This window comes from Aliarcobacter lanthieri (assembly GCF_013201625.1).
Taxonomy (GTDB): domain Bacteria; phylum Campylobacterota; class Campylobacteria; order Campylobacterales; family Arcobacteraceae; genus Aliarcobacter; species Aliarcobacter lanthieri.
This window is the reverse complement of record NZ_CP053839.1, coordinates 941,959-961,855: the sequence shown is the minus strand read 5'-3', so window position 1 is coordinate 961,855 and position 19,897 is coordinate 941,959. Positions and strand designations below refer to the sequence as shown.

Genomic DNA, 19,897 nt, shown 5'->3' with positions numbered 1-19,897 from the left:
CGTTATTTTTTATTTATATTTACATATAAAGGAGTTAAATTTACACAATAAAAATTTAATAATATTATTTACTAATTAAATTTGCATATTTACCATTTCTCATTTTTTCACACATATTTTATTAAATTAAATATGAATTATCAATTATTCTGATGAGACACAATTAGGTACACAATTAACTATATTATCTTGTATATAGCTATATACATTTATATCTTAAATTTCATAATAAATATAATAAAATTGCTACAGATACATCTTTTATGTACTTTTATATCGTTTTACATGTTAAATTCAAAATCTTTATTTTTGTTACTCAAAACACTATTTTATGGGCTTTTTATGATGTTGAGTATGCAAAAAAGTAAACAACTTACTTTTAAAATATTTTATTAAAAATAAATGGCTCTGTGACGGAATTGGTAGACGCGTATGATTCAAAATCGTATTCCACTGGAGTGTCGGTTCGAGTCCGACCAACGGTACCATTAAATTTTTATTAATGATTTATTATCTAGTTTATAAATAGTATTTGTTAAATTTCCAATAAAAGTTTTATGATGTGATACAATAATCATAGATTTATTCAAAGAGTTTAATATATTTAAAATCTTTTTTTCACTCTCTTCATCTAAGGCATTAGTGGGTTCATCTAATAGAAGAATTTTAGGCTCAGTTACCAAAAGGGAAGATAATGCTACAAGTTTTTGCTCTCCTCCACTTAATTCAAATATTACTCTATTTTCTAAATGTAAAATATCTAATTTTTTTAATATTTCAATACTCTTTGCATAAGCTTCATCTTTATTTAAACCTTTTACTCTAAGAGAAAACATAATATCTTCAATAACTGTAATAGATAAGAAAAAGCTACTTACATCTTGTGGTAAATAGCCTATATCACTTCTATATCTTTCATAGTCTTTCTTGTTTTTTACTAAATTATGAAAAAGATATATTTCTCCAATATTTGGTTTTTCTAATCCCACAATCAATTTTAAAAGAGTAGATTTACCACAACCATTTGTACCAATTATTGCTATTTTTTCTTCATGTCCTAAATTAAATGTTATATCTTCAAATAAAACTTTATCATCTTTTTTATATGAAATATTTTTTAAATTTAATGTACAACTCATATAAATGCCTTTAGAATTAAAGTTATAGAAATAAAAAAGATTAAAATAATATCATATTTACAAACTATAAAATCATCACTTAGAAAAATATCTCCTTGAAAATGTCGTAATTCAAAAGTTGATTTCAAATTCATAGCTCTAGAAATACTTTTTACAAATAAAAGTCCAAAAATATTTCCAAAAGTTTTATAAGTAAACATATTGGTTTTAGCTTTAAAATTTCTTGTTATTAAAGAATTTTTTATATTCTGTATATCTAAACTTAATTCAAAAATCATCTTGATAGTAAAATACAAAGTTGATACAAATTTATTCGGGAATTTTAAAATATAAAATCCTCTTACAATATCAAATCCATTTGAATTGGAAAATAGCAAAAGATTAAATAAAATTATCAAATTTACTCTAACAAATAGATTTATAGCTTCATAAAAGTTTGATTCTATATATAAAAATAACGATAAAACAAATATGAAAATATTTAAAAAGAATAGTTTCTTTAATATTTTAAAAAGATTATTAAAATTTATAATAAACAAAAAAACAATTGGAATTAAAAAATATATTTCAACATTTGAGAAACTTAAAAGTAAACTATATAAAAAAGCTAAAATTAAAGATATTGCAGGATTAAGATTCAAGATTTTATTCTTTTTACAAATAAAAAAATTAAAAATATAAGTAATAAACCAAAAATTACTTTAAAAATTTCAAAATAGTTTAATTGTTCTTCTAAAACTATAATTTTATGTTTTAAAGCAGTATTTTCTTCTTTTAATATATTTAGCTCTAAATTTACATTACTATTTGATAATAAACTATTTTTTGAACTATTATCATTTTTTATCTCTTTTGATACAATATGACCTGCTCCGGCATCAATTGTAACTTTTAAATCTTTTATATCTGTTTTAAAATTATATTCTCCTTGTCTATCTAAAGTTCCATCAAAAATAATATTATTTTGATTATTTTCTATTTTAAATTGACAATTTATACAAGGCTTTGCATTTGCGAAATATGAATTTATATAAAGATTATCATCTTGTAAATCTAAATAAAGATTTATTTTATGAGCGAATAAAATAATAGGAAATAAAAGTATAAAAAATCTTAACATATATTTGTACCTTTTAATAAATTTGGCATAACTTTTTTAATATATATAAGTAAAAATAGTGTAATTACACCTTCTAATATCATTGTTGGAATATTTATAAGAAGTATAGAATATGCTACTTTTTCATATTCTTGTTTTGAAAATATAAGAAGTAAGAAAAGACTCAATGAAGCTATAAAAACTCCTAAAAATCCAACTAAAAAAAATCTTATTTTTTCATTTAATCTTTTAAAAATCTCTAATTTAAAAAGTAAATATACAACATACGAAGATACACCCATAATCAAAATATTTGCTCCAAGTGAACTAATACCTCCGTATCCTAAAAGAAGTGCTTGCAAAATTAAAGCCAATGATATTGAAAATATTGCTAAGTTACCTAAGAAAATCCCAATAAATCCTATAAGCATTAAGTGTATTTGAGTAAATCCAAAAGGAATATGTATAAAAGAGGCAATAAAAAATAACGCACTAAAAGCTGCGCTTAAAGATATTTTTTCATTTGTAAGATTTTTAAAAGAATAAATTAAAAAGCCAAAAGAAACAATAGTAGAAACTATTGTTACTTCTAGACTTAAAACACCATCACTTATATGCATATATATCCTAATATGCTTTTAACCAAAGTAAAGCACCATTTTCAATTGGATATTTTTTACCTTTATATTCTTTTTCACCTTCTTCAATTAAAGCTGCAAATCCCCACCAACCTTTATGATTCATAACAAAAGAAAAAACACCATTATCATCAGTCTTTACACTTTGAGTAATATGATTTTCAGTTGGAGCTTTTAATCCAAACTCATTATATAACTCAACTTCTACTTGTACATTTGGGATAGTTTTTCCATTCTTTACAACTTTTCCTTGAAAAATATTTCCAGAATATAAAGCAAAAGGTTTTGTAAGAGGAACAATTTCATACTCTAAACCAATTGGTTCATCCCAACCATCTTCAACTCCAAAAGCACTTACAATTACTTTTGGAACATGACTTATGAATACTTCTTCAGCTTGTTCAAAATATGGTTCTGGTTGTACAAAAAACTGATAAAGTCCTGGCTTTTTTATATCAAAATTTGTAGTCCAAGCCTTCTCTCCAAATTTTTTTATTTCAGTAATATTCAAAGAATTTTTTGTATCATTTACATAAAAACCTTTTGGCTTTTCCATATTCATTCCACTTTGTTCAAAAGGATGAATAAACATAGTTTCAATTTTTAAATTTGCATCTTTCTTGTCAACAACATTATCTGTAGCTGGAATTAATGCTAAAAAATGAGCATTGGCATACATTGCAAAACATAGAGCTAATAAGCTTTTCTTCATAGGTATCCTTTTGTTTTTTTTTGAAAATTATATCTTCCAATTATTTATGTAAAGTAAATTTTAGTATTTCTTATATATCTTTAGAACAAAGTTAATCTAGTTCTAAACTCATAAGATACATATCTTCACCATCAGTTACTTTTAAATTTGTGCTTTGGCATTTTGGACAGGAAAACTCATGCTTTTCTAAAGTTGACTTTGTTTGGCAATCATGACATAAAATCTCAATTTTCTGGATATTTATCAAAAATTGTGCATCATGACAAATGGTTTGTTCTTTAAAAGTATCAAAAGCAGTTTGCAGAAGCTCTGGTTCAACTCCACTTAAAACTCCAATTTTCACAACTACTTTTATAACTTTTTTTGCTTCATTTTGTCTTGCGTGTTCTTCACAACTTTCTAATAATGATTGAACGATTGAATACTCGTGCATTAGCAAATCCTTGGAAGTAATTCACCAGTTGGAGTATCTAAAAATCTTTTTGTTTCCCAAGAAGAGTTTAATATAACTTTTTGTGGATATTGACTTGTTACTTTTCCTATAATACAAGCATTTTTTGCCTCTTCAAAATTATGTAAAATATCTATTGCTTTTTGTGCATACTTTTTTGGAATTGCTAAAACAAAAGTTCCTTCATTTGCTAAATTTGTTGCTTCAAAACCTAACATTTCACAAATACCTTTTACCTCATCACTTACTGGAAGAGCATCTTCTTCTACTTCTATACAGATATTTGATTGTTTCGACCACTCATTTAAAACAGCACTTACGCCACCTCTTGTTGCATCTCTTAAAGCAGTTATTTTAATACCACCATCAATCAATGCTTTTACTTGTGGATATAATGAGTTGCAATCACTTTTTAAATTTGAGTTTAATTCTATTCCCTCACGTGCTGTAAATATAGTAGCCCCATGAGAGCCAATATCACGGCTTACAAGTATCAAGTCATCTTGTGTTATATTGTTTGAGCTAATTCCACTATAAAGAACTTCTCCTATTCCAGTTGTGTTTATAAAGATCTTATCAACAGCACCTCGTGGCACTACTTTTGTATCACCACTTACAATAATTGCTTCATTTTTTACTAACTCTTCTTTCATCGAGTTTACTATGATTTCAAGTTGCTCTACTTCAAAACCTTCTTCAATTATAACTGAGCAAGTAAGATATTTTGGCTTTGCTCCCATCATTGCTAAATCATTGCAAGTTCCACAAATAGCAAGTTTTCCAATATTTGCTCCATTAAAAAAAAGTGGACTAACTGTAAAACTATCTGTACTAAAAGCTAGTTTTCCATTTTCTATTATTGCTGCATCTTCACAATTTTGCAAAATATCATTTTTAAAAGCCTTATAAAATACCTTAGATATAAGTTCATTATTTTCTAATCCACCATTTCCATGTGCTAAAGTAATTGTTTTCGTCATCTATTTATCTTCTCTACTTTTACTATATTTTTTACTTCCACCTTGCGAAGTTTCAGCTGGGTATTTAGCTTCATTTTTTGTCATTTTATTTAATATAGCATCTTCTAAATCTATATTTAGTTTCATACAAATTCGTATAAGATAAATAGCAATATCTGCAACTTCTTCTTTTGTATGAGTTAAAACATCATCAGGTAGATTTAAAGACTCTTCAAAATTTAGCCATTGGAAAATTTCATTTAGCTCTCCTACTTCACCATTTAATGCCATAACTAAATTTTTTGGATTATGAAAACTTTCCCAATTTCTATCATCACTAAATTTTTGAATTCTTGCTTTTATTTTTTCTATGTCCATAAAAATCCTTTATTCATAATATTTACAAATAGCTTGAGTTCCCAAATCGCCATAACCATTTTTTTCTAAAGTTTCGTACATCTCTAAAACATCATTTAATACTTTTAGATTTGGAACTTCACTTGTGGCAATTTTTAAATCTTTTACCATATGTTTTATATAAAATCCTGGTTCAAACTCTTTATTTAACATCTTAGGAGCATTATTTGTAAGATGAAAACTCTGAGCTGCTCCATTGCTTATACTTTTTAGCATTGTTGGTAAATCAAGCCCTACTTTTTGACCATAAACTATGGCTTCACTAACTCCTGCCATAACTCCCGCTATTGCTATTTGATTTGCCATTTTTGTATGTTGTCCACTTCCTGCAACTCCTTCGTAAACGATAGTTGTTCCTAAACTTTCAAAAATTTTTTTGCATGATTCAAAATCTTTTTGCTCTCCACCAACCATTATAGATAAAGTTGCATTTTTTGCTCCAATATCACCTCCTGAAACTGGTGCATCTAAAGCTTTTAAACCTTTTTGTTTTGCTTTTTTCTGGATTTTTATAGATAGACTTGGAGTTGTAGTTGTCATATCTATCAAATATGTACCTTCTGAAGCACTATTTATAATACCATCTGACGATAAATATACCTCTTCCACATCTTTTGGATAACCAACTATTGTGATAACTGCATCTTTATTTCCTACGCACTCTTTTATACTTTCACAAAAAATAGCACCCTCTTTTATAACATCTTCTACTTTTTGTCTGTTTCGTGCATAAATACTTACCTCAAAACCTTTTTTTAGCAAATTTGAAACCATAAATTTTCCCATAACACCAACACCAATAAATGCTACTCTTTTCATAAGTTATCCTTTCTATTTAAAATATCTAAAGCTTTTTTATGATTTTCATCATCACCATAAAAATACTCTTCAAGTAATGGTTTTATTTTGTACTCTTTTACAAATTCTAAATCTAAACCTTGCATAAAATAACTATGCCCAAGTTTGTAATCTTCTCCTAAAGTTTTTTCTATATACTTATTTAACTTTTCAAATAAATCTTGTGCATTTTCTGGAACTAAATCTATATTTGGTTTCATTTTTAAGAATGTAAATCTTCTTCTTAAGGCTATATCAATAGTAGCAATAGATTTATCTGTTGAGTTCATAGTAGCTATAATATAAAGGTTTGAAGGTATTTTAAACTTCTCTTTTGAATAAGGAAGTGTTACTTCATAATCATTTCTTTTGTCTTCTTCAATAAGAGTTATTAACTCTCCAAAAATTTTAGAGATATTTCCTCTATTTATCTCATCTATTACAATATAGAAATTTTTTTCTTTTCCTTCTATATTTTTTTTATTATCATTAATTATTTCAACTATCTTTTTAGCAATTGGATAATATAATCCACCTAAAGAAATAGTATCTTTTTTAACAGCTAAATTTTTTATATCACTTGGTTTTTGAACTTCATCGTTAAGTATTGATTGAACAACTGTTTCTAAATCTGATTTTTTAACATATTGTGTATCTTTTGCATTAGAAGATTGAACTTTTATAGTTTTTTCTTTAAATTCATGAATAACTATTTCAACATTAGAAACACTATATATTTTATCTATTTCATTTTCTATGTATTGAGTTCTTAATATATCGAAAGCTTCATCAAAAGAAATATGTTGAAACTTTGTTTCTTTTACTTGATTTTTTGCTTTATTACAAATCAATTTAAATATACCATCTTCTAATTCTACATGAGTATTTTCACTAGGTCTAAATCCCTCAATAAAATCTTCATAAGAGTAACTTTGATGAAAAGTTACAAATTCAAGTCTATTATCTTTTTTTATATTTTCAAAAGTTTCATCAACATCTATATCTAATTTTTGATTTTCTATAATTGACTTAAAAATATCATTTTCACTATATTTTCCACTTTCAATTAAAGAAACTAATTTTTTATAGTTATAAGTTTTCCCAACACCTGGAGCACCATAAAGCATTATATTTTTTATTTTTAAATGTTTAATTTTAGAATTTATATTTAATGATTTAAGAAATTCTATATATTGTTTAATTGCAGCACTTGATACTCTATTTTGAGTTTCTGCATTAAATTTATGTAAATCCCCACCATTAGATAATCTTTTATATAATTCATTAAGATATTCAATATCTAAACAATCAAATAAATCATTATATAAATTTTCATTTATACTAATTAATTTATTAGGTATTAATTTAGCTAAAGCATTCGGATATGAACTTAAAGGAACTAATGTATCTACTCTTGTTCTTAACCAATCTTTAAAATCTTCTTTTATACTCATAATCTATCCTTTGTCCTATTTTTAATTTTTTCAATATAATCTTCAAAATTATTACCACTAAAACCTAAATCAATAGTTTTTATACTTAAATTAACAATACTTTCTTTTCCTAAAATTATCTTATCATCTATATCATCTTTATACGTTGGATATAAAAGCATCACATTTTTAACATTATAATTTATTCCATAAGCAAAAGCTTGAAGTTTATCACTTTGTTTTATATCATCAATATTATTTAATTTTTTATATTTTGTATCTATTATTTGATTATTTAAAATAATATCTGGTTTTAAAGTTAAATCACCAAAACTATTTTTATTTTGGATTTTAGCTGAATTATTCAACTCTTTAAAAATTCTAGCTATAAACTTCTCAAACAACACATTCATATCAAATAAAAAAGCAAAAGATTTTTTATCTTTTGAGAAATTTGGAATAAGTTGTTTCAAAAGTAAAATAGCTATTTCAAAACTTTTTTTAAATCTTTGATTTTGTCTATTAAAATGAATATTTTCAAGTTTATTTATATCAAATTGTCTATACTCAACTTCATCGAAAATTAGTTCACACTGTTTTAAAAGTTTTTTGTCTTTTACAAATTTTTGAAGATATTTTAGACCATACAAAAAAAACTGATTTAGGCTGTTATTTGGAGTAAAGTCATCATATTCACAATAAATTCTATTTCTTATAAAGTTATATTTTAGATTTTCATTTATTAAATACTTACCTTTTAAAACTGGAAGATTATCTTGTTCTAAAATATACTCTTTATACAATCCTTTTTTTAGTTCACTCAAAAGATTTGAAGCAAACATCTGAACAAAAACTTCTAAAATAGAGTGTTTTTGATTAGCACAACTTGCTAGTTGTTCGTTTGATAATCTTACATCATAAGCATACATTAGCATATAGATAAAAATATTTAGATTTTGTTCTGCATCTTTTTCATTATTATGATTTGATATTTTGGGCAAGATATAAAAATCTTGACTTTCAAAATTTAAAATACCACAATATTTTGAAGCCTTTAAATCTTTCCAATCAAGTGTAAAGTATTTATGTAACTCTTTTGTATCAATAATATGATTTTTTAATTCTTCGTTTGTTATAAATTCATATTCATAAATTATATTTTGCATTATAGATTATACTTAAAATTTACAACAAATTCCCATATTTATAGTAAGCACTACAAGCACCCTCACTACTCACCATACAAGAGCCTATTGGATTTGCTGGAGTACATACATTTCCAAATATTTTACAATCAGTTGGTTTTGCTACACCTTTTAGTATTTGTGGACATTTGCAAGCTCTATTTTCTTTTACTTCAATAGTAGGCAAAATCTCTTTATAAACTATTTTTGCATTATATTTATCAAACTCATCTTTTAGTTCATATCCACTATTTTCTACCTCTCCAATTCCTCTAAATTTAAAAGGAACTTTTTTGAAGTATTTATTTATAAGTTCTTGAGCTTTGATATTTCCATCATAAGAAACAAGTCTTTTATACTCTATTTCTAAATCACTTCTATTTTCAATAAACTGTTTTACTATCATAGAGATACTTTGCATAACATCAACAGGTTCAAACCCACTTACAACTACTGGTTTATTATAAGTTAAAGGAAATTCTTCATATATTTTACTTCCACTTATAACACTAACATGTGATGGTCCTAAAAAAGCATCTATTTTACAGTTTTCATCTTGTACTAAAACTCTCATTACTTCTGGAACTGTTATATGATTTATATGAAATAAAATATTTTTAATATCATTTTTTATAACTTGCTCTATCAAAGTACAAGTCATGGGAGTTGTTGTTTCAAAACCTATTGCAAAAAATATGATAGTTTTATCTTTGTTTTCATCTGCTATTTTTATACAATCAAGTGGAGAATAAACAAATCTTACATCAGCACCTTCGCTTCTTGCTTTTTGTAAACTTCCCTTACTTCCTGGAACTTTTATCATATCTCCAAGTGTTACCAAAATTACATCTTTTTGTAAACTTAACTCATAAGCACTATCAATTCTATCTTTTGGCATAACACAAACTGGACAACCAGGTCCGTGAATAAAGTTTATTTTTTTATTTAGTAATTGTGGTATTCCATACTTCATAATCGTATGAGTATGTCCACCACAAACTTCCATAATATTTATAGTTTTAGGGTAATCTTTTAAATCTTCATCAATTATTTTTTTATAAGCTTTTATAACTTTTGCATCTCTAAAACCATCATATAAATCTTTTAGTTCTAGTTTTTTAGGCATTCTGAGATTCTAGCCTCTCTTTTTCTTCCATCTTATCTATAATTTCTTGATAAACTTTTAGTGATTCAAGAGCATCAAATTCATCTATTTTATTCATAGCAAAACCAATATGAATTAAAACATAATCTCCAATTTGAACTTCTTGATCTATTAAATCTAAACTTGCACTTCTTTCAACTCCCATAGTATCAACTATACAGGAATTCATCTCTTTATCTATACTTTTTATTTTAGAAGGAATTGATAAACACATTCTTTTATCTCATCTTTCTTTTAAAATTTATCCAATCAACAACAGCTTGAAGTGACTTTTTATCTTTTATAGAAACTTCTAAGATATCAACATTTGGTTTTAGCTTTCTAGCTATTGCTTTTTCTTTTTCTAAATCATATTCAAAATATGGCAAAAGGTCAGTTTTTGTAAAAAGTATCAAATCTGCACATCTAAACATAACTGGATATTTTGAGATTTTGTCTTCACCTTCAGGAATTGAAACCAATACAATATTTAAGTGAGTTCCAACATCATAAGAAGCTGGACAAACTAAATTTCCTACATTTTCCACAAAACAAACGTCAATATCATCTAAAGATAAATCATGTAAACCTTTATGAACCATAAATGCATCAAGATGACATGCACTTCCTGTTTGTATCTGAACAGCTGGAATTCCTTTTGCTTTTAGCCTATCTGCATCTTTTGAAGTTTCCAAATCACCTTCAACAACACCAAATTTAAAATCTGCAATTTGGCTTAAATGCTCTAAAAGTGTAGTTTTCCCACTTCCTGGACTTGACATAAGATTTATTCCTAAAACTTTATGATTATCAAAATGTGCTCTATTATGTGCTGCTTCATGATCATTTTTATCTAAAATCTTTTGAATTACTGAAATTGTTTTTGAATCATTTAATTGTGGATTATGATGCAGTGTTTCATGAGCTGCTTGATGAGATGTACTATTTCCATGAGGATGAGTATGAAAATGTCCTATTTTATGATCATGTTCATGGTGATGATGGTGTTCTTCTTGTCCTGCTATTGTACAACCGCAATCTTTACACATATATTTTCCTTATTATTATTTTTATTGGAGTTTAACCCAAAAACTATAAATATTATATAATAACTTTTAAGCACTTATATATTTTTAGAACTAAAATGATAAAATATTTTATGATTTGTCCAAACTGTAAACATGAAGAGTTTTATACTCTTGCAAATAATTATATAAAATGTAAAAAATGTGCTAAGAAACTATCTTTAAAAAAAATAGCAAAAGAAAAATTTATAATAGAAAAATTTTGTGAGGATAAAAATGCTCTTCAAACAGCAAAAGAGTTAGATTTAAACTATAAGACTGTAAAAGATAGATTTGATTTCTTTAGAAAAAAAATAGCAATATTTTTAGAAGATATTTATCATTCATCAATAAAAGACAATACAGAATATGAAGAATTTTATTATATAAAAAATAGAGAAAAAAAGAAAAAAAGAAAATCTTTAAGTGAAGCTATAAATATAATTGGTTTTTACTCTAACCAAAGAGTTTATACTTTACTTATGCCAAAAATTGGAAATCGTGCTTTTGATATAGAAGATGGTTTTATTCAATATTTAAATTGGTATAAAATTCATTCGCAAAATGCTCATCAAACAAAATTAAATGAATTTTGGAAATTCTTAGAATCAAATTTACGAAAATACAAAGGGATAGATGAAGACAATTTTTTCTACTACTTAAAAGAATATGAGTTTAAGTTTAACTATATTAAGAGTGAACAAATAGAGATTTTAAATAGTATTGTTTAAATAATATAGTTGCCCAAGACTTATACATTCATCATTTGGACTATATTTTTCATTTATATAAAACTCTATTTTTTCATATTTAAATCTTTTTATAATCAGCTCCAATAAAGTTTTATTTTGAAAAACTCCTCCACTTAGTACAACTGGCAAAGAGTAAATTTTTGTAATATCAAATATAATATTTACTAAAGTATTTATAAATTTTGAAGAGATTCTTACTTTATCATTATCAACTAAAATTTCCTTTATCATAGCCTTTATATCGATGTTGTCTTCTAAAATTTCATAAGAATAAGATTCTTTTATATTCTTATCATATAAACTCTCAATTAAAAGACCCGTTTCTCCTTCATATTCTTGAATATGTATTATATTCGCTAAAGATGCAATAGCATCAAAAAGTCTTCCAATAGAACTACAAAATGGTGAATTTAAATTCTTTTGCCACATTGTATATAATACTTTTATATCATTACTATTATACAATTTTACTATTGGAATATCTAAATTTAAGATTTCATCTAAAGAATATATTTCAAAAAGTAAAGATAGAGCAATTCTTTTAGGTTCTTTTATAGCTATTTCTCCACCTAAAAGTTTAAAATATTTTAAATATTTTACTCTTTTATACTTTTTTTTATTTGCTATAAAAACTTCTCCACCCCAAATGTTTCCATCATCTCCATATCCAGTTCCATCAAAAACAAATCCTAAAACATCTTTTGTTAGTGAATATTCAGCCATTACGGATAAAATATGAGCATAGTGATGCTGAACTTGTACTAACTTTATATCTTTATTTTTTTGCTTTAATTTCATAGCATATTTTGTACTTTCATAATTTGGATGTTTATCACAAACTATAATTTCTGGATTAAAATCATAAAATTTATCAAAAGTTTTAATTGTTTTTTTATAATTTTCAAGTGTAGAAATTGAGTTTAAATCTCCTAGATAAGGTGAAGTTATGATATTATGTCCAAAAGCTATACTAATAGTAGATTTTTGATTTGCTCCTAAAGCTAAAATATGTTTATTAAAACCTTTCTTTACACTATTTAAAATTGGAGTATATCCTCTTGAATTACGTAATTTAACTACTCTTTTATCAATAACTTGAAGAATAGAGTCATCACAACTATTTACTATATCTCTATTATAATCTAGTACAAAATCTACTAAATCATATAGTTTTATAAAAATATCTTCTTTATCTATTATTATTGGTTCACTTTTTAAATTTGCACTAGTTGCAATTATTGGATTTTTAAGCTCTTTCACTAATAGATATTGCAAAGCTGTATTTGGCAAGAAACAACCAATTTTTTTAATATTTGGAGCAATAAATTCTGATAAATTTATATTTTCTTTTTTACTTAAAAGAACAATTGGTTTTTCATTTGATGTTAAAAGTTCTTCCTCTTTTTGAGAAATATTTGTATATAATTTTACTACTTCTATATTTTTAAACATAACTGCAAATGGTTTTCTAGCTCTTTTTTTAAACTCTCTTAATCTTTTTATTACTTTACTATTTGTTGCATCACAAACAATATGAAATCCTCCCATTCCTTTTATAGCTAAAATATTTCCATCTTCTATTAATTTTATAGATTGGCTTATAGATTCCATTTTATTTGATACTATTTTTTTATCTTTTGTATATAAAGTTGTTATTGGTCCACACTCTTCACATGATATTGCTTGTGCATGATATCGTCTATTAATTGGTTCAATAAACTCTCTTTCACAGTTTGTACAAAGTTTAAAATCTTTTAATGATGTATTCATTCTATCATAAGGAATTGAATCTATTATCGAATATCTAGGTCCACAATTCGTACAATTAGTTAAACTATAATTATGTCTAAAATTATCAATATCTTCTATATCTTTTATACAATCATTACAAATAGCAATATCAGGAGAGATAATAGTAGTTTTATTTTGAGAACTTGAACTTTGTATGATATTAAAACATTTATACTCTTTTAGTTCTATATTTATTATTTTTATATCAGTTATTTTTGATAAGATTGGTGGATTCTGTTTTATCTCACAGATAAATTTTTCAAAATCATTTTCTTTAGAAAAGACTTCAATCTCTACTCCATTTTCATCATTTTTAACCCAGCCTTGTATATCATATTTTATAGCTAAATTATATATTAATGGGCGAAAACCAACACCTTGTACAATTCCAGAAATAAATATTTTTTTACTTATATATAGTCCAAAGGATACTCTTTTGGTAAAATTAAATTATGATTTTTACTTAACTCTTTTATAACCTTATTCAAGATTAATCTATTTGTAAAAATATCTCCACATAATACAATATTTTTTGTTTTTATTTGTCTTGCTATCTCTTTTGAATATTTAATAATAAACTCTGCTAGAAATTCATAAAATGAATAAGCTAATGTTTCATTATCAACATCAGCAATTTTATATGACATTATTGATTGAATAATTTTTCTATAATCTAAATAATTTTTATCTTCAACTTTATTGATTTTCATATCAATTTGAACACCATTTGAATAGCTACTATTTAAAGCTAACTCTTCAAACTCAATAATGTTATTTAAACCCAAAACTTTTGCACAAATTTCAATTATTGAACCAAATGAATTTAAGTTTGATAACTTTTGGTTTAGAATATCAGGATATTTTTTTATAAAATTATCTATCAATCTTTTAGAATTTTCATCAATAGATGAAATATCTTCAAAAATTTTATCAATAGAATTATCTATTTCTGGAACATAAATAACTCTTTTTTCTTTACCATTTGAAGTGTTTATATCTACAAAACTATTTTTTGAGCTTTGTGAAAAATATACTCCAATAGTTGAAATATTTTCTTTTGATTCATAAGAAATAATTGACTTATATATATTTGGAAAAAAGTTAAAATATTCTTCTTTTGTATTAAAAACTTTTTTTAAAATAAAATCATATTTAGGAAAAAGTGTCTTTTCATCACTTATAACAATATTTTTATCATTATTACTTATAGCTTTTAACTCTTTTTCGTTACTTGTATATAAAATATAATCTATATTTTGTTTAGATAAAGCTTGAGAGAGAAGTAACATATCTTTACTATTAGGTAATCTTGTATAAATATATTTTGAGTTTGAAATATTTAAATATTCATCTTGAAGCTTTAATCTTACAAGAGGTCTTTCAATAGAACATAATAAAGCTAAATCAGAATTATCAACTTTTACAATATTACTTATTTTATTACTATTACATATTAAAAGTTTAATTTCTTCATTATTTATTTTAAATTTTTCTAAAATTTCTTTATTTGGTAAAAATATTTTTATATTTTTATATTCAATAACTTCATTTTTAGATAACTTTATTATATTATCTAAAAAATCAAAGTAGTTATCTTCTAAAATTTCATTTACTTTTTTTGGTGTTAAAATCTCAAAATTTGCTTTTAGATTAAAATCTTTTATCTCTTCCAAATTTTCATCAAAAGTATCAATAACATAAGATTTTGATATAAACATAGAAATAGGAAGTTTTTTTTCTAAAGTAGTAAAAAATTCTTCTATTTTCTCACTATCATCTTCAAAAATTATAAGAATAAATCCAAAATATTGTTTAGTCAATGCTTTTATATTATCTTCAACTATTAACTCATCAATTAATTTTTTAAAATATAAAGCTGTTGAATTAAACTCAATTTTATAGATTAATTTCATGAGTGAAATCCTCTTCATTTGGAATTCTACTTAAATGTGTACCATTATAACTTCCAATCATACTTTTTACTATATCACTAACACTTATCTCATCTTTTTTTGAATATAAAAAACCTAGTTCTTCAATTTCTTTTAATGCAGTTTTAATAAAAAGAGGAAAAATCTCTTCCATCTTTTGTGTAAGTCCTATTTCAACACTTTGAATATCTTCTGGAATAATACCTATGATTGTTACATTTGCATGTGAATCCAATACTGAAACAATCTCTAACATTTCAATAATCTCTACTTCATGAGCAGTTTTTCTATATTTTCCTAGTCCTAATAAAACATCACTAGGAAGTCTAAAAATAGATCCAACTTCATCTTCAATAGACACAGTATCTAAAATAATGACATTATCATAATCTTGAAAATATGCCATTAGCTTAAATCCTAATGTTCCACCATCAATTATCTCTAAATCACCACTAATATTATAGTTTTGTTTTATATATTCACTTGCATAAATACCTATACCCTCATCTTTAAAGAGCATATTCCCAACACCAATTACAATAGATTTTTTCATATAAAGTTTAAGAGTTAAGCCATAGCTTAACTCTTATTTCTCCTCTTCTTTTACAAATTTGCTTCCACCAAAAACAATAGCAATATCGCCTTCTTTCCAAAATATTGTTCTCCAAACTTGATAGTAAATATGAAACATAACCCATATTAAAATTAAATACATAGTATAATGATGAGCTATTCTAACTCCCATATTTCCACCAAAAACATATAAAGTCCAATCTGTAACTAAGTGAAGCATTGCTGGCCACCAAGAACCAATAGAGCTATTTCCAGAAGCTAAACCATGAACATATAATTGAAGTCCAGTAAATAACATAAACCCTAATAATAGATGAAATATTGTAAAAAATACAATATTAAAACTATCACTATGAGCTGAATTAAATTTCTTTCTTCTATTTAGTGTCATTAAATTTAAAAATACTTCAAAGAATTCAACAATGTTTGTTTTTGTTGGAATTAATTTTTTATATGGTTTCTCAAATCTTGAAAAAAAGTATAAATATCCAACTAAAACAGCCGTTACATCAAAAATAATAGCTACAATAAAATGTGCCCATCTATTCCAAGCCATTACATATTTATCTACAGCTGGGTCTGCTATGAATGTTTGATAATAAGGATGTCCAATATAAAGTCCAGTAACTACTGCAACTATCATACTAAAGAATGTTACCCAATGAATTATTCTCATAGTTTTAGTCATTCTTTTTATTTCTATATTTTTTGCCATAAGTTACTCCTTAAATTGGATTTACTTTATATACACCAAGTTCTTTACCATTTGTATCTATGATATGAACAGCACAAGCAATACATGGATCAAAACTATGAATAGTTCTTAATATTTCTAAAGGTTGATCTGGATTTGCTACCTTTGTACCAATTAATGATGATTCGTAAGCACCTAATCTTCCTTTATAATCTCTAGGAGCTGCATTCCAAGTTGAAGGAACAACAGCTTGATAGTTTTCTACTTTTCCATCTTTAATTTTTACCCAATGTCCTAAAGCACCTCTTGGAGCTTCTTCAAGACCTATTCCTTTTGTATTTTTTGCAACAGTATTAAAATCAAATTCTGTCCATGTTGATAAATCTCCATGTGCAACGTTTGAAGCTAATTCATCTATCCATTCCATCATAATATCAGCCATAAGTTCAGTCTCTATTGCACGAGCTGCTGTTCTTCCGACTGTTGAGAACAATACACTTGCAGGAAGATTTGCATTTGTTAAAAAGTTTGTAACATATTTTTTAATTCTTTCATTATTACTTGCATATCCTACAATCATTCTAGCAAGTGGTCCAACTTCCATTCTTTCATCATTATAAAGTGGTGATTTAATCCAAGAATATTTATTTTTTGTATCTAAATAAGCAATATTATCTTCTTTTTTACCAAAACCTGTATAATTTGGTTTTGTAACACCATCATAAGGATGTAGGTTTGTACTACCTTCATACCAAGCATGAGTTACATCTTCGGTAATTTTTGTTTGATCTATCTCATAAACTTTTGATAAATCTCTATTTTTTACAATTCCAGCAGGGAAAAGTTTTGCAGAGTTATAAAATGGTAAATCATCTAATCTAAATCCACCATAAGACATATAGTTTCCTACACCTCCACCTATTCCTTCTAAAGCCTCATCTGCATACATTGTTCCAGCCATATAAACATCACTTAAATAAGCTTCTTTAGTAAATTTTCTAGCTTTTTTAAGAATTTGTTTAAATTCAGCAATCCTTGCAGGATTCTTAATATCCTGAACACAAGTAACTCCACCTACAACAAAAGATTGTGGATGTGGATTTTTACCACCAAAAATAGCCATCATTTTTGCTAATTCTCTTTGCAATTCAAGAGCATCAAGATAATGAGAAAGCCCTATTAGATTTTGTTCAGGAGTAAGTTTAAAACCTTTAGAACCCCAATAAGCATTTCCAAAAATCCCTAATCTCCCTTGTTTTACATATTTTGTAACTCTTTCTTGAACTTGTACATAAACATCTTCATTAGCATTCCATGGTCTTTGTCCAGAAATATTTGCCCATTTTTGAGCTTCTAAAACTGTTGCTTTTGGATCAGCTTTAAGAGCTTCTGTTATATCAACCCAATCAAGAGCATGTAAATGATAAAAGTGTACAATATGATCATGAAGATATAAAGCACCTTGAATAAGATTTCTAACCAATCTTGCATTTTTTGGAATAGTTACATCAAAAGCATGTTCAACTGCTTCAATACTTCTTTGATAGTGAGTTCCTGTACAAACTCCACAAATTCTCATAGCTAAAAGCCCACAATCTCTTGGATCTCTTCCTTTTAATATTTCTTCAATTCCTCTAAACATTGTAGAAGAAGAGTAAGCATCTGTTACAACATTGTTTTCATCTATAATTGCTTCAATTCTAAGATGTCCTTCAATTCTTGTAATTGGATCTATTACTAAATGTTTTGTTGCCATTATTTTTCCTCTTCTTCATTTGATTTTTTACCAGCAATAATTGAAGCTACAGCATGAACTCCTATACCAACAGCAGTTGCTGTTAATAATCCTAATCCAAATTCATCAACAGTTTTTTCAACTCCACCAGTTGGAGCTTTTATTCTTGCAGTTGCCATTGGTCGTTCATAAGCATATTTATCCCAAAAGTCTGGTTCACTACAACCAATACAACCTCTACCAACACCGATAGGCCAGTTCGTACCTTCGTTATATCTAATAATAGAACAGTTATTAAATGTCATTGGTCCTTTACAGCCAACTTTATATAAACACCAATTATTTTTAGCACCTTCATCTCCCCATTCTTCAACAAATTCTCCTGCATCAAAGTGTGCTCTTCTTTCACAGTTGTCATGAATTCTATATCCAAATGCAAATTTAGGTCTAAGTAAAGAATCTAGTTCTGGAATTTGTCCAGTTAAAACATAATGAAGTATAACACCAACCATATTTGCTGGATTTGCGGGACAGGCAGGAATATTAATAATAGGTTTACCCTTTACTAAGTCCATAACACCAACTGCTCCAGTTGGATTTGGAGCTGCTGCTGGAACTCCACCAAAAGTAGCACATGTACCAACAGCAACAATAGCTGCTGCATCTTTTGACATTCTCATTAAATGTTCATGAAAAGTCTCACCACTAGCACCAATAGTTCCATACTGACCACTATTTGCCATAGGAATTGCACCTTCTACAAATAGAAGATATTTTCCTTTAAAGTGTTCAACTGCTTCTTCTAATTGTTTATCAGCATCATGCCCAGCACATGCTTGTAAAGCTTCATGAAATTCTAAACTCAATACATCAAATAATAAATCATCAACCGTTGGAGCAGAACTTCTTAAAAGTGCTTCAGAATTTCCTGCACAGTCTTGTAACTCTATCCAAATAACAGGTACTCTATTCATAAGTTCAGTAGCTTCAGCTACAAGTGGAGCAAACATATGAGGAAGCATAAGTGTAGCAGTTGTTGCACTAACCCACTTCATAAAATCTCTTCTATTTATACCTTCACTTTCAATAACATCCATCATATCAATATCTTTAAGTGGCTGTTCCTCTCTTAAAGATTTTAATCTATTTTTTGCTTTTTCAAATAATAAGTTGTAATACTCATCACCTTTATTTGTATTTACTCTTACTGATTTCTGAGTAAAAACTTCCCTTACTCTATCCAATGAATCAACCATACTTCCTCCTCAAATGAATCCATTTTTAGAAAAATAACTACTTAATACTTATGTGATACTTAATTATTTTTTTGGGAAAAGGTTAAAA

Annotated in this window: 21 protein-coding genes; 1 reads left to right on the top strand and 20 read right to left on the bottom strand. The window is 26.1% G+C overall.

What is annotated here, in order from left to right:
• Window positions 1-488: 488 nt before the first annotated feature.
• The 14 genes from ALANTH_RS04810 to hypB all read right to left on the bottom strand — a co-directional run bounded on the left by ALANTH_RS04810 (window position 489) and on the right by hypB (window position 11,062).
• Window positions 489-1,139 carry an energy-coupling factor ABC transporter ATP-binding protein gene (locus tag ALANTH_RS04810; RefSeq protein ID WP_026807928.1) on the bottom strand — a complete coding sequence of 217 codons (651 nt, stop codon included), beginning with the start codon at window positions 1,137-1,139 and terminating at the stop codon, window positions 489-491.
• Entirely contained in the window at window positions 1,136-1,780 is a 645-nt protein-coding gene (locus ALANTH_RS04805) for a CbiQ family ECF transporter T component (protein WP_034236833.1), read from the bottom strand. Before ALANTH_RS04805 ends, ALANTH_RS04810 begins: the two co-directional genes overlap by 4 nt.
• On the bottom strand, window positions 1,777-2,259 hold the full coding sequence (locus ALANTH_RS04800; RefSeq protein WP_026807930.1) for a hypothetical protein: 483 nt from the start codon (window positions 2,257-2,259) through the stop codon (window positions 1,777-1,779). The genes ALANTH_RS04805 and ALANTH_RS04800 overlap by 4 nt, the downstream gene beginning before the upstream one ends.
• Entirely contained in the window at window positions 2,253-2,858 is a 606-nt protein-coding gene (gene cbiM / locus ALANTH_RS04795; RefSeq protein WP_026807931.1) for a cobalt transporter CbiM, read from the bottom strand. The genes ALANTH_RS04800 and cbiM overlap by 7 nt, the downstream gene beginning before the upstream one ends.
• A gap of 7 nt (window positions 2,859-2,865) precedes the next feature.
• A complete protein-coding gene (locus ALANTH_RS04790) occupies window positions 2,866-3,588 on the bottom strand; it encodes a DUF4198 domain-containing protein (RefSeq protein ID WP_026807932.1) in 723 nt (240 codons plus the stop codon).
• A gap of 91 nt (window positions 3,589-3,679) precedes the next feature.
• The gene (gene hypA, locus ALANTH_RS04785; RefSeq protein ID WP_026803719.1) at window positions 3,680-4,021 is read right to left on the bottom strand and encodes a hydrogenase/urease nickel incorporation protein HypA; all 342 of its coding nucleotides are present in this window, start codon (window positions 4,019-4,021) and stop codon (window positions 3,680-3,682) included.
• The gene (gene hypE / locus ALANTH_RS04780; RefSeq protein WP_026807933.1) at window positions 4,021-5,019 is read right to left on the bottom strand and encodes a hydrogenase expression/formation protein HypE; all 999 of its coding nucleotides are present in this window, start codon (window positions 5,017-5,019) and stop codon (window positions 4,021-4,023) included. Before hypE ends, hypA begins: the two co-directional genes overlap by 1 nt.
• A complete protein-coding gene (locus ALANTH_RS04775; protein WP_026807934.1) occupies window positions 5,020-5,376 on the bottom strand; it encodes a nucleotide pyrophosphohydrolase in 357 nt (118 codons plus the stop codon).
• Between the two features lie 9 nt (window positions 5,377-5,385).
• Entirely contained in the window at window positions 5,386-6,234 is an 849-nt protein-coding gene (locus ALANTH_RS04770; protein ID WP_026807935.1) for an NAD(P)-dependent oxidoreductase, read from the bottom strand.
• Entirely contained in the window at window positions 6,231-7,706 is a 1,476-nt protein-coding gene (locus ALANTH_RS04765) for an McrB family protein (protein ID WP_026807936.1), read from the bottom strand. The genes ALANTH_RS04770 and ALANTH_RS04765 overlap by 4 nt, the downstream gene beginning before the upstream one ends.
• Window positions 7,703-8,851 carry an McrC family protein gene (locus ALANTH_RS04760; RefSeq protein WP_026807937.1) on the bottom strand — a complete coding sequence of 383 codons (1,149 nt, stop codon included), beginning with the start codon at window positions 8,849-8,851 and terminating at the stop codon, window positions 7,703-7,705. The genes ALANTH_RS04765 and ALANTH_RS04760 overlap by 4 nt, the downstream gene beginning before the upstream one ends.
• Before the next feature lie 19 nt (window positions 8,852-8,870).
• Window positions 8,871-9,995, bottom strand: coding sequence for a hydrogenase formation protein HypD (gene hypD, locus ALANTH_RS04755; protein WP_026807938.1), 1,125 nt, complete (start codon window positions 9,993-9,995; stop codon window positions 8,871-8,873).
• Window positions 9,988-10,248 (bottom strand): HypC/HybG/HupF family hydrogenase formation chaperone, encoded by a 261-nt coding sequence (locus ALANTH_RS04750; RefSeq protein WP_026807939.1) that lies wholly within the window; start codon window positions 10,246-10,248, stop codon window positions 9,988-9,990. The genes hypD and ALANTH_RS04750 overlap by 8 nt, the downstream gene beginning before the upstream one ends.
• 4 nt (window positions 10,249-10,252) lie before the next feature.
• Entirely contained in the window at window positions 10,253-11,062 is an 810-nt protein-coding gene (hypB, locus tag ALANTH_RS04745; RefSeq protein ID WP_026807940.1) for a hydrogenase nickel incorporation protein HypB, read from the bottom strand.
• A gap of 95 nt (window positions 11,063-11,157) precedes the next feature.
• Between hypB and ALANTH_RS04740 the strand changes: the two genes are divergently transcribed.
• On the top strand, window positions 11,158-11,808 hold the full coding sequence (locus ALANTH_RS04740) for a hypothetical protein (RefSeq protein ID WP_228131113.1): 651 nt from the start codon (window positions 11,158-11,160) through the stop codon (window positions 11,806-11,808).
• Here ALANTH_RS04740 and hypF read toward each other — a convergent pair.
• From hypF to ALANTH_RS04710, 6 genes are read right to left on the bottom strand one after another with little or no spacing between them, the layout of a single operon-like run.
• A complete protein-coding gene (gene hypF, locus ALANTH_RS04735; protein ID WP_338081395.1) occupies window positions 11,791-14,016 on the bottom strand; it encodes a carbamoyltransferase HypF in 2,226 nt (741 codons plus the stop codon). The genes ALANTH_RS04740 and hypF overlap by 18 nt on opposite strands.
• A gap of 14 nt (window positions 14,017-14,030) precedes the next feature.
• Window positions 14,031-15,533, bottom strand: coding sequence for a Kae1-like domain-containing protein (locus ALANTH_RS04730; RefSeq protein WP_026807943.1), 1,503 nt, complete (start codon window positions 15,531-15,533; stop codon window positions 14,031-14,033).
• The gene (locus ALANTH_RS04725) at window positions 15,517-16,104 is read right to left on the bottom strand and encodes a HyaD/HybD family hydrogenase maturation endopeptidase (protein ID WP_026807944.1); all 588 of its coding nucleotides are present in this window, start codon (window positions 16,102-16,104) and stop codon (window positions 15,517-15,519) included. Before ALANTH_RS04725 ends, ALANTH_RS04730 begins: the two co-directional genes overlap by 17 nt.
• A 33-nt stretch (window positions 16,105-16,137) precedes the next feature.
• Complete coding sequence (locus ALANTH_RS04720; protein WP_026803706.1) at window positions 16,138-16,839, bottom strand: cytochrome b/b6 domain-containing protein; 702 nt, start codon at window positions 16,837-16,839, stop codon at window positions 16,138-16,140.
• Window positions 16,840-16,849: 10 nt separating this feature from the next.
• On the bottom strand, window positions 16,850-18,574 hold the full coding sequence (locus ALANTH_RS04715) for a nickel-dependent hydrogenase large subunit (protein ID WP_026803705.1): 1,725 nt from the start codon (window positions 18,572-18,574) through the stop codon (window positions 16,850-16,852).
• Complete coding sequence (locus ALANTH_RS04710) at window positions 18,574-19,809, bottom strand: hydrogenase small subunit (protein WP_026807945.1); 1,236 nt, start codon at window positions 19,807-19,809, stop codon at window positions 18,574-18,576. The genes ALANTH_RS04715 and ALANTH_RS04710 overlap by 1 nt, the downstream gene beginning before the upstream one ends.
• Window positions 19,810-19,897: the final 88 nt, after the last annotated feature.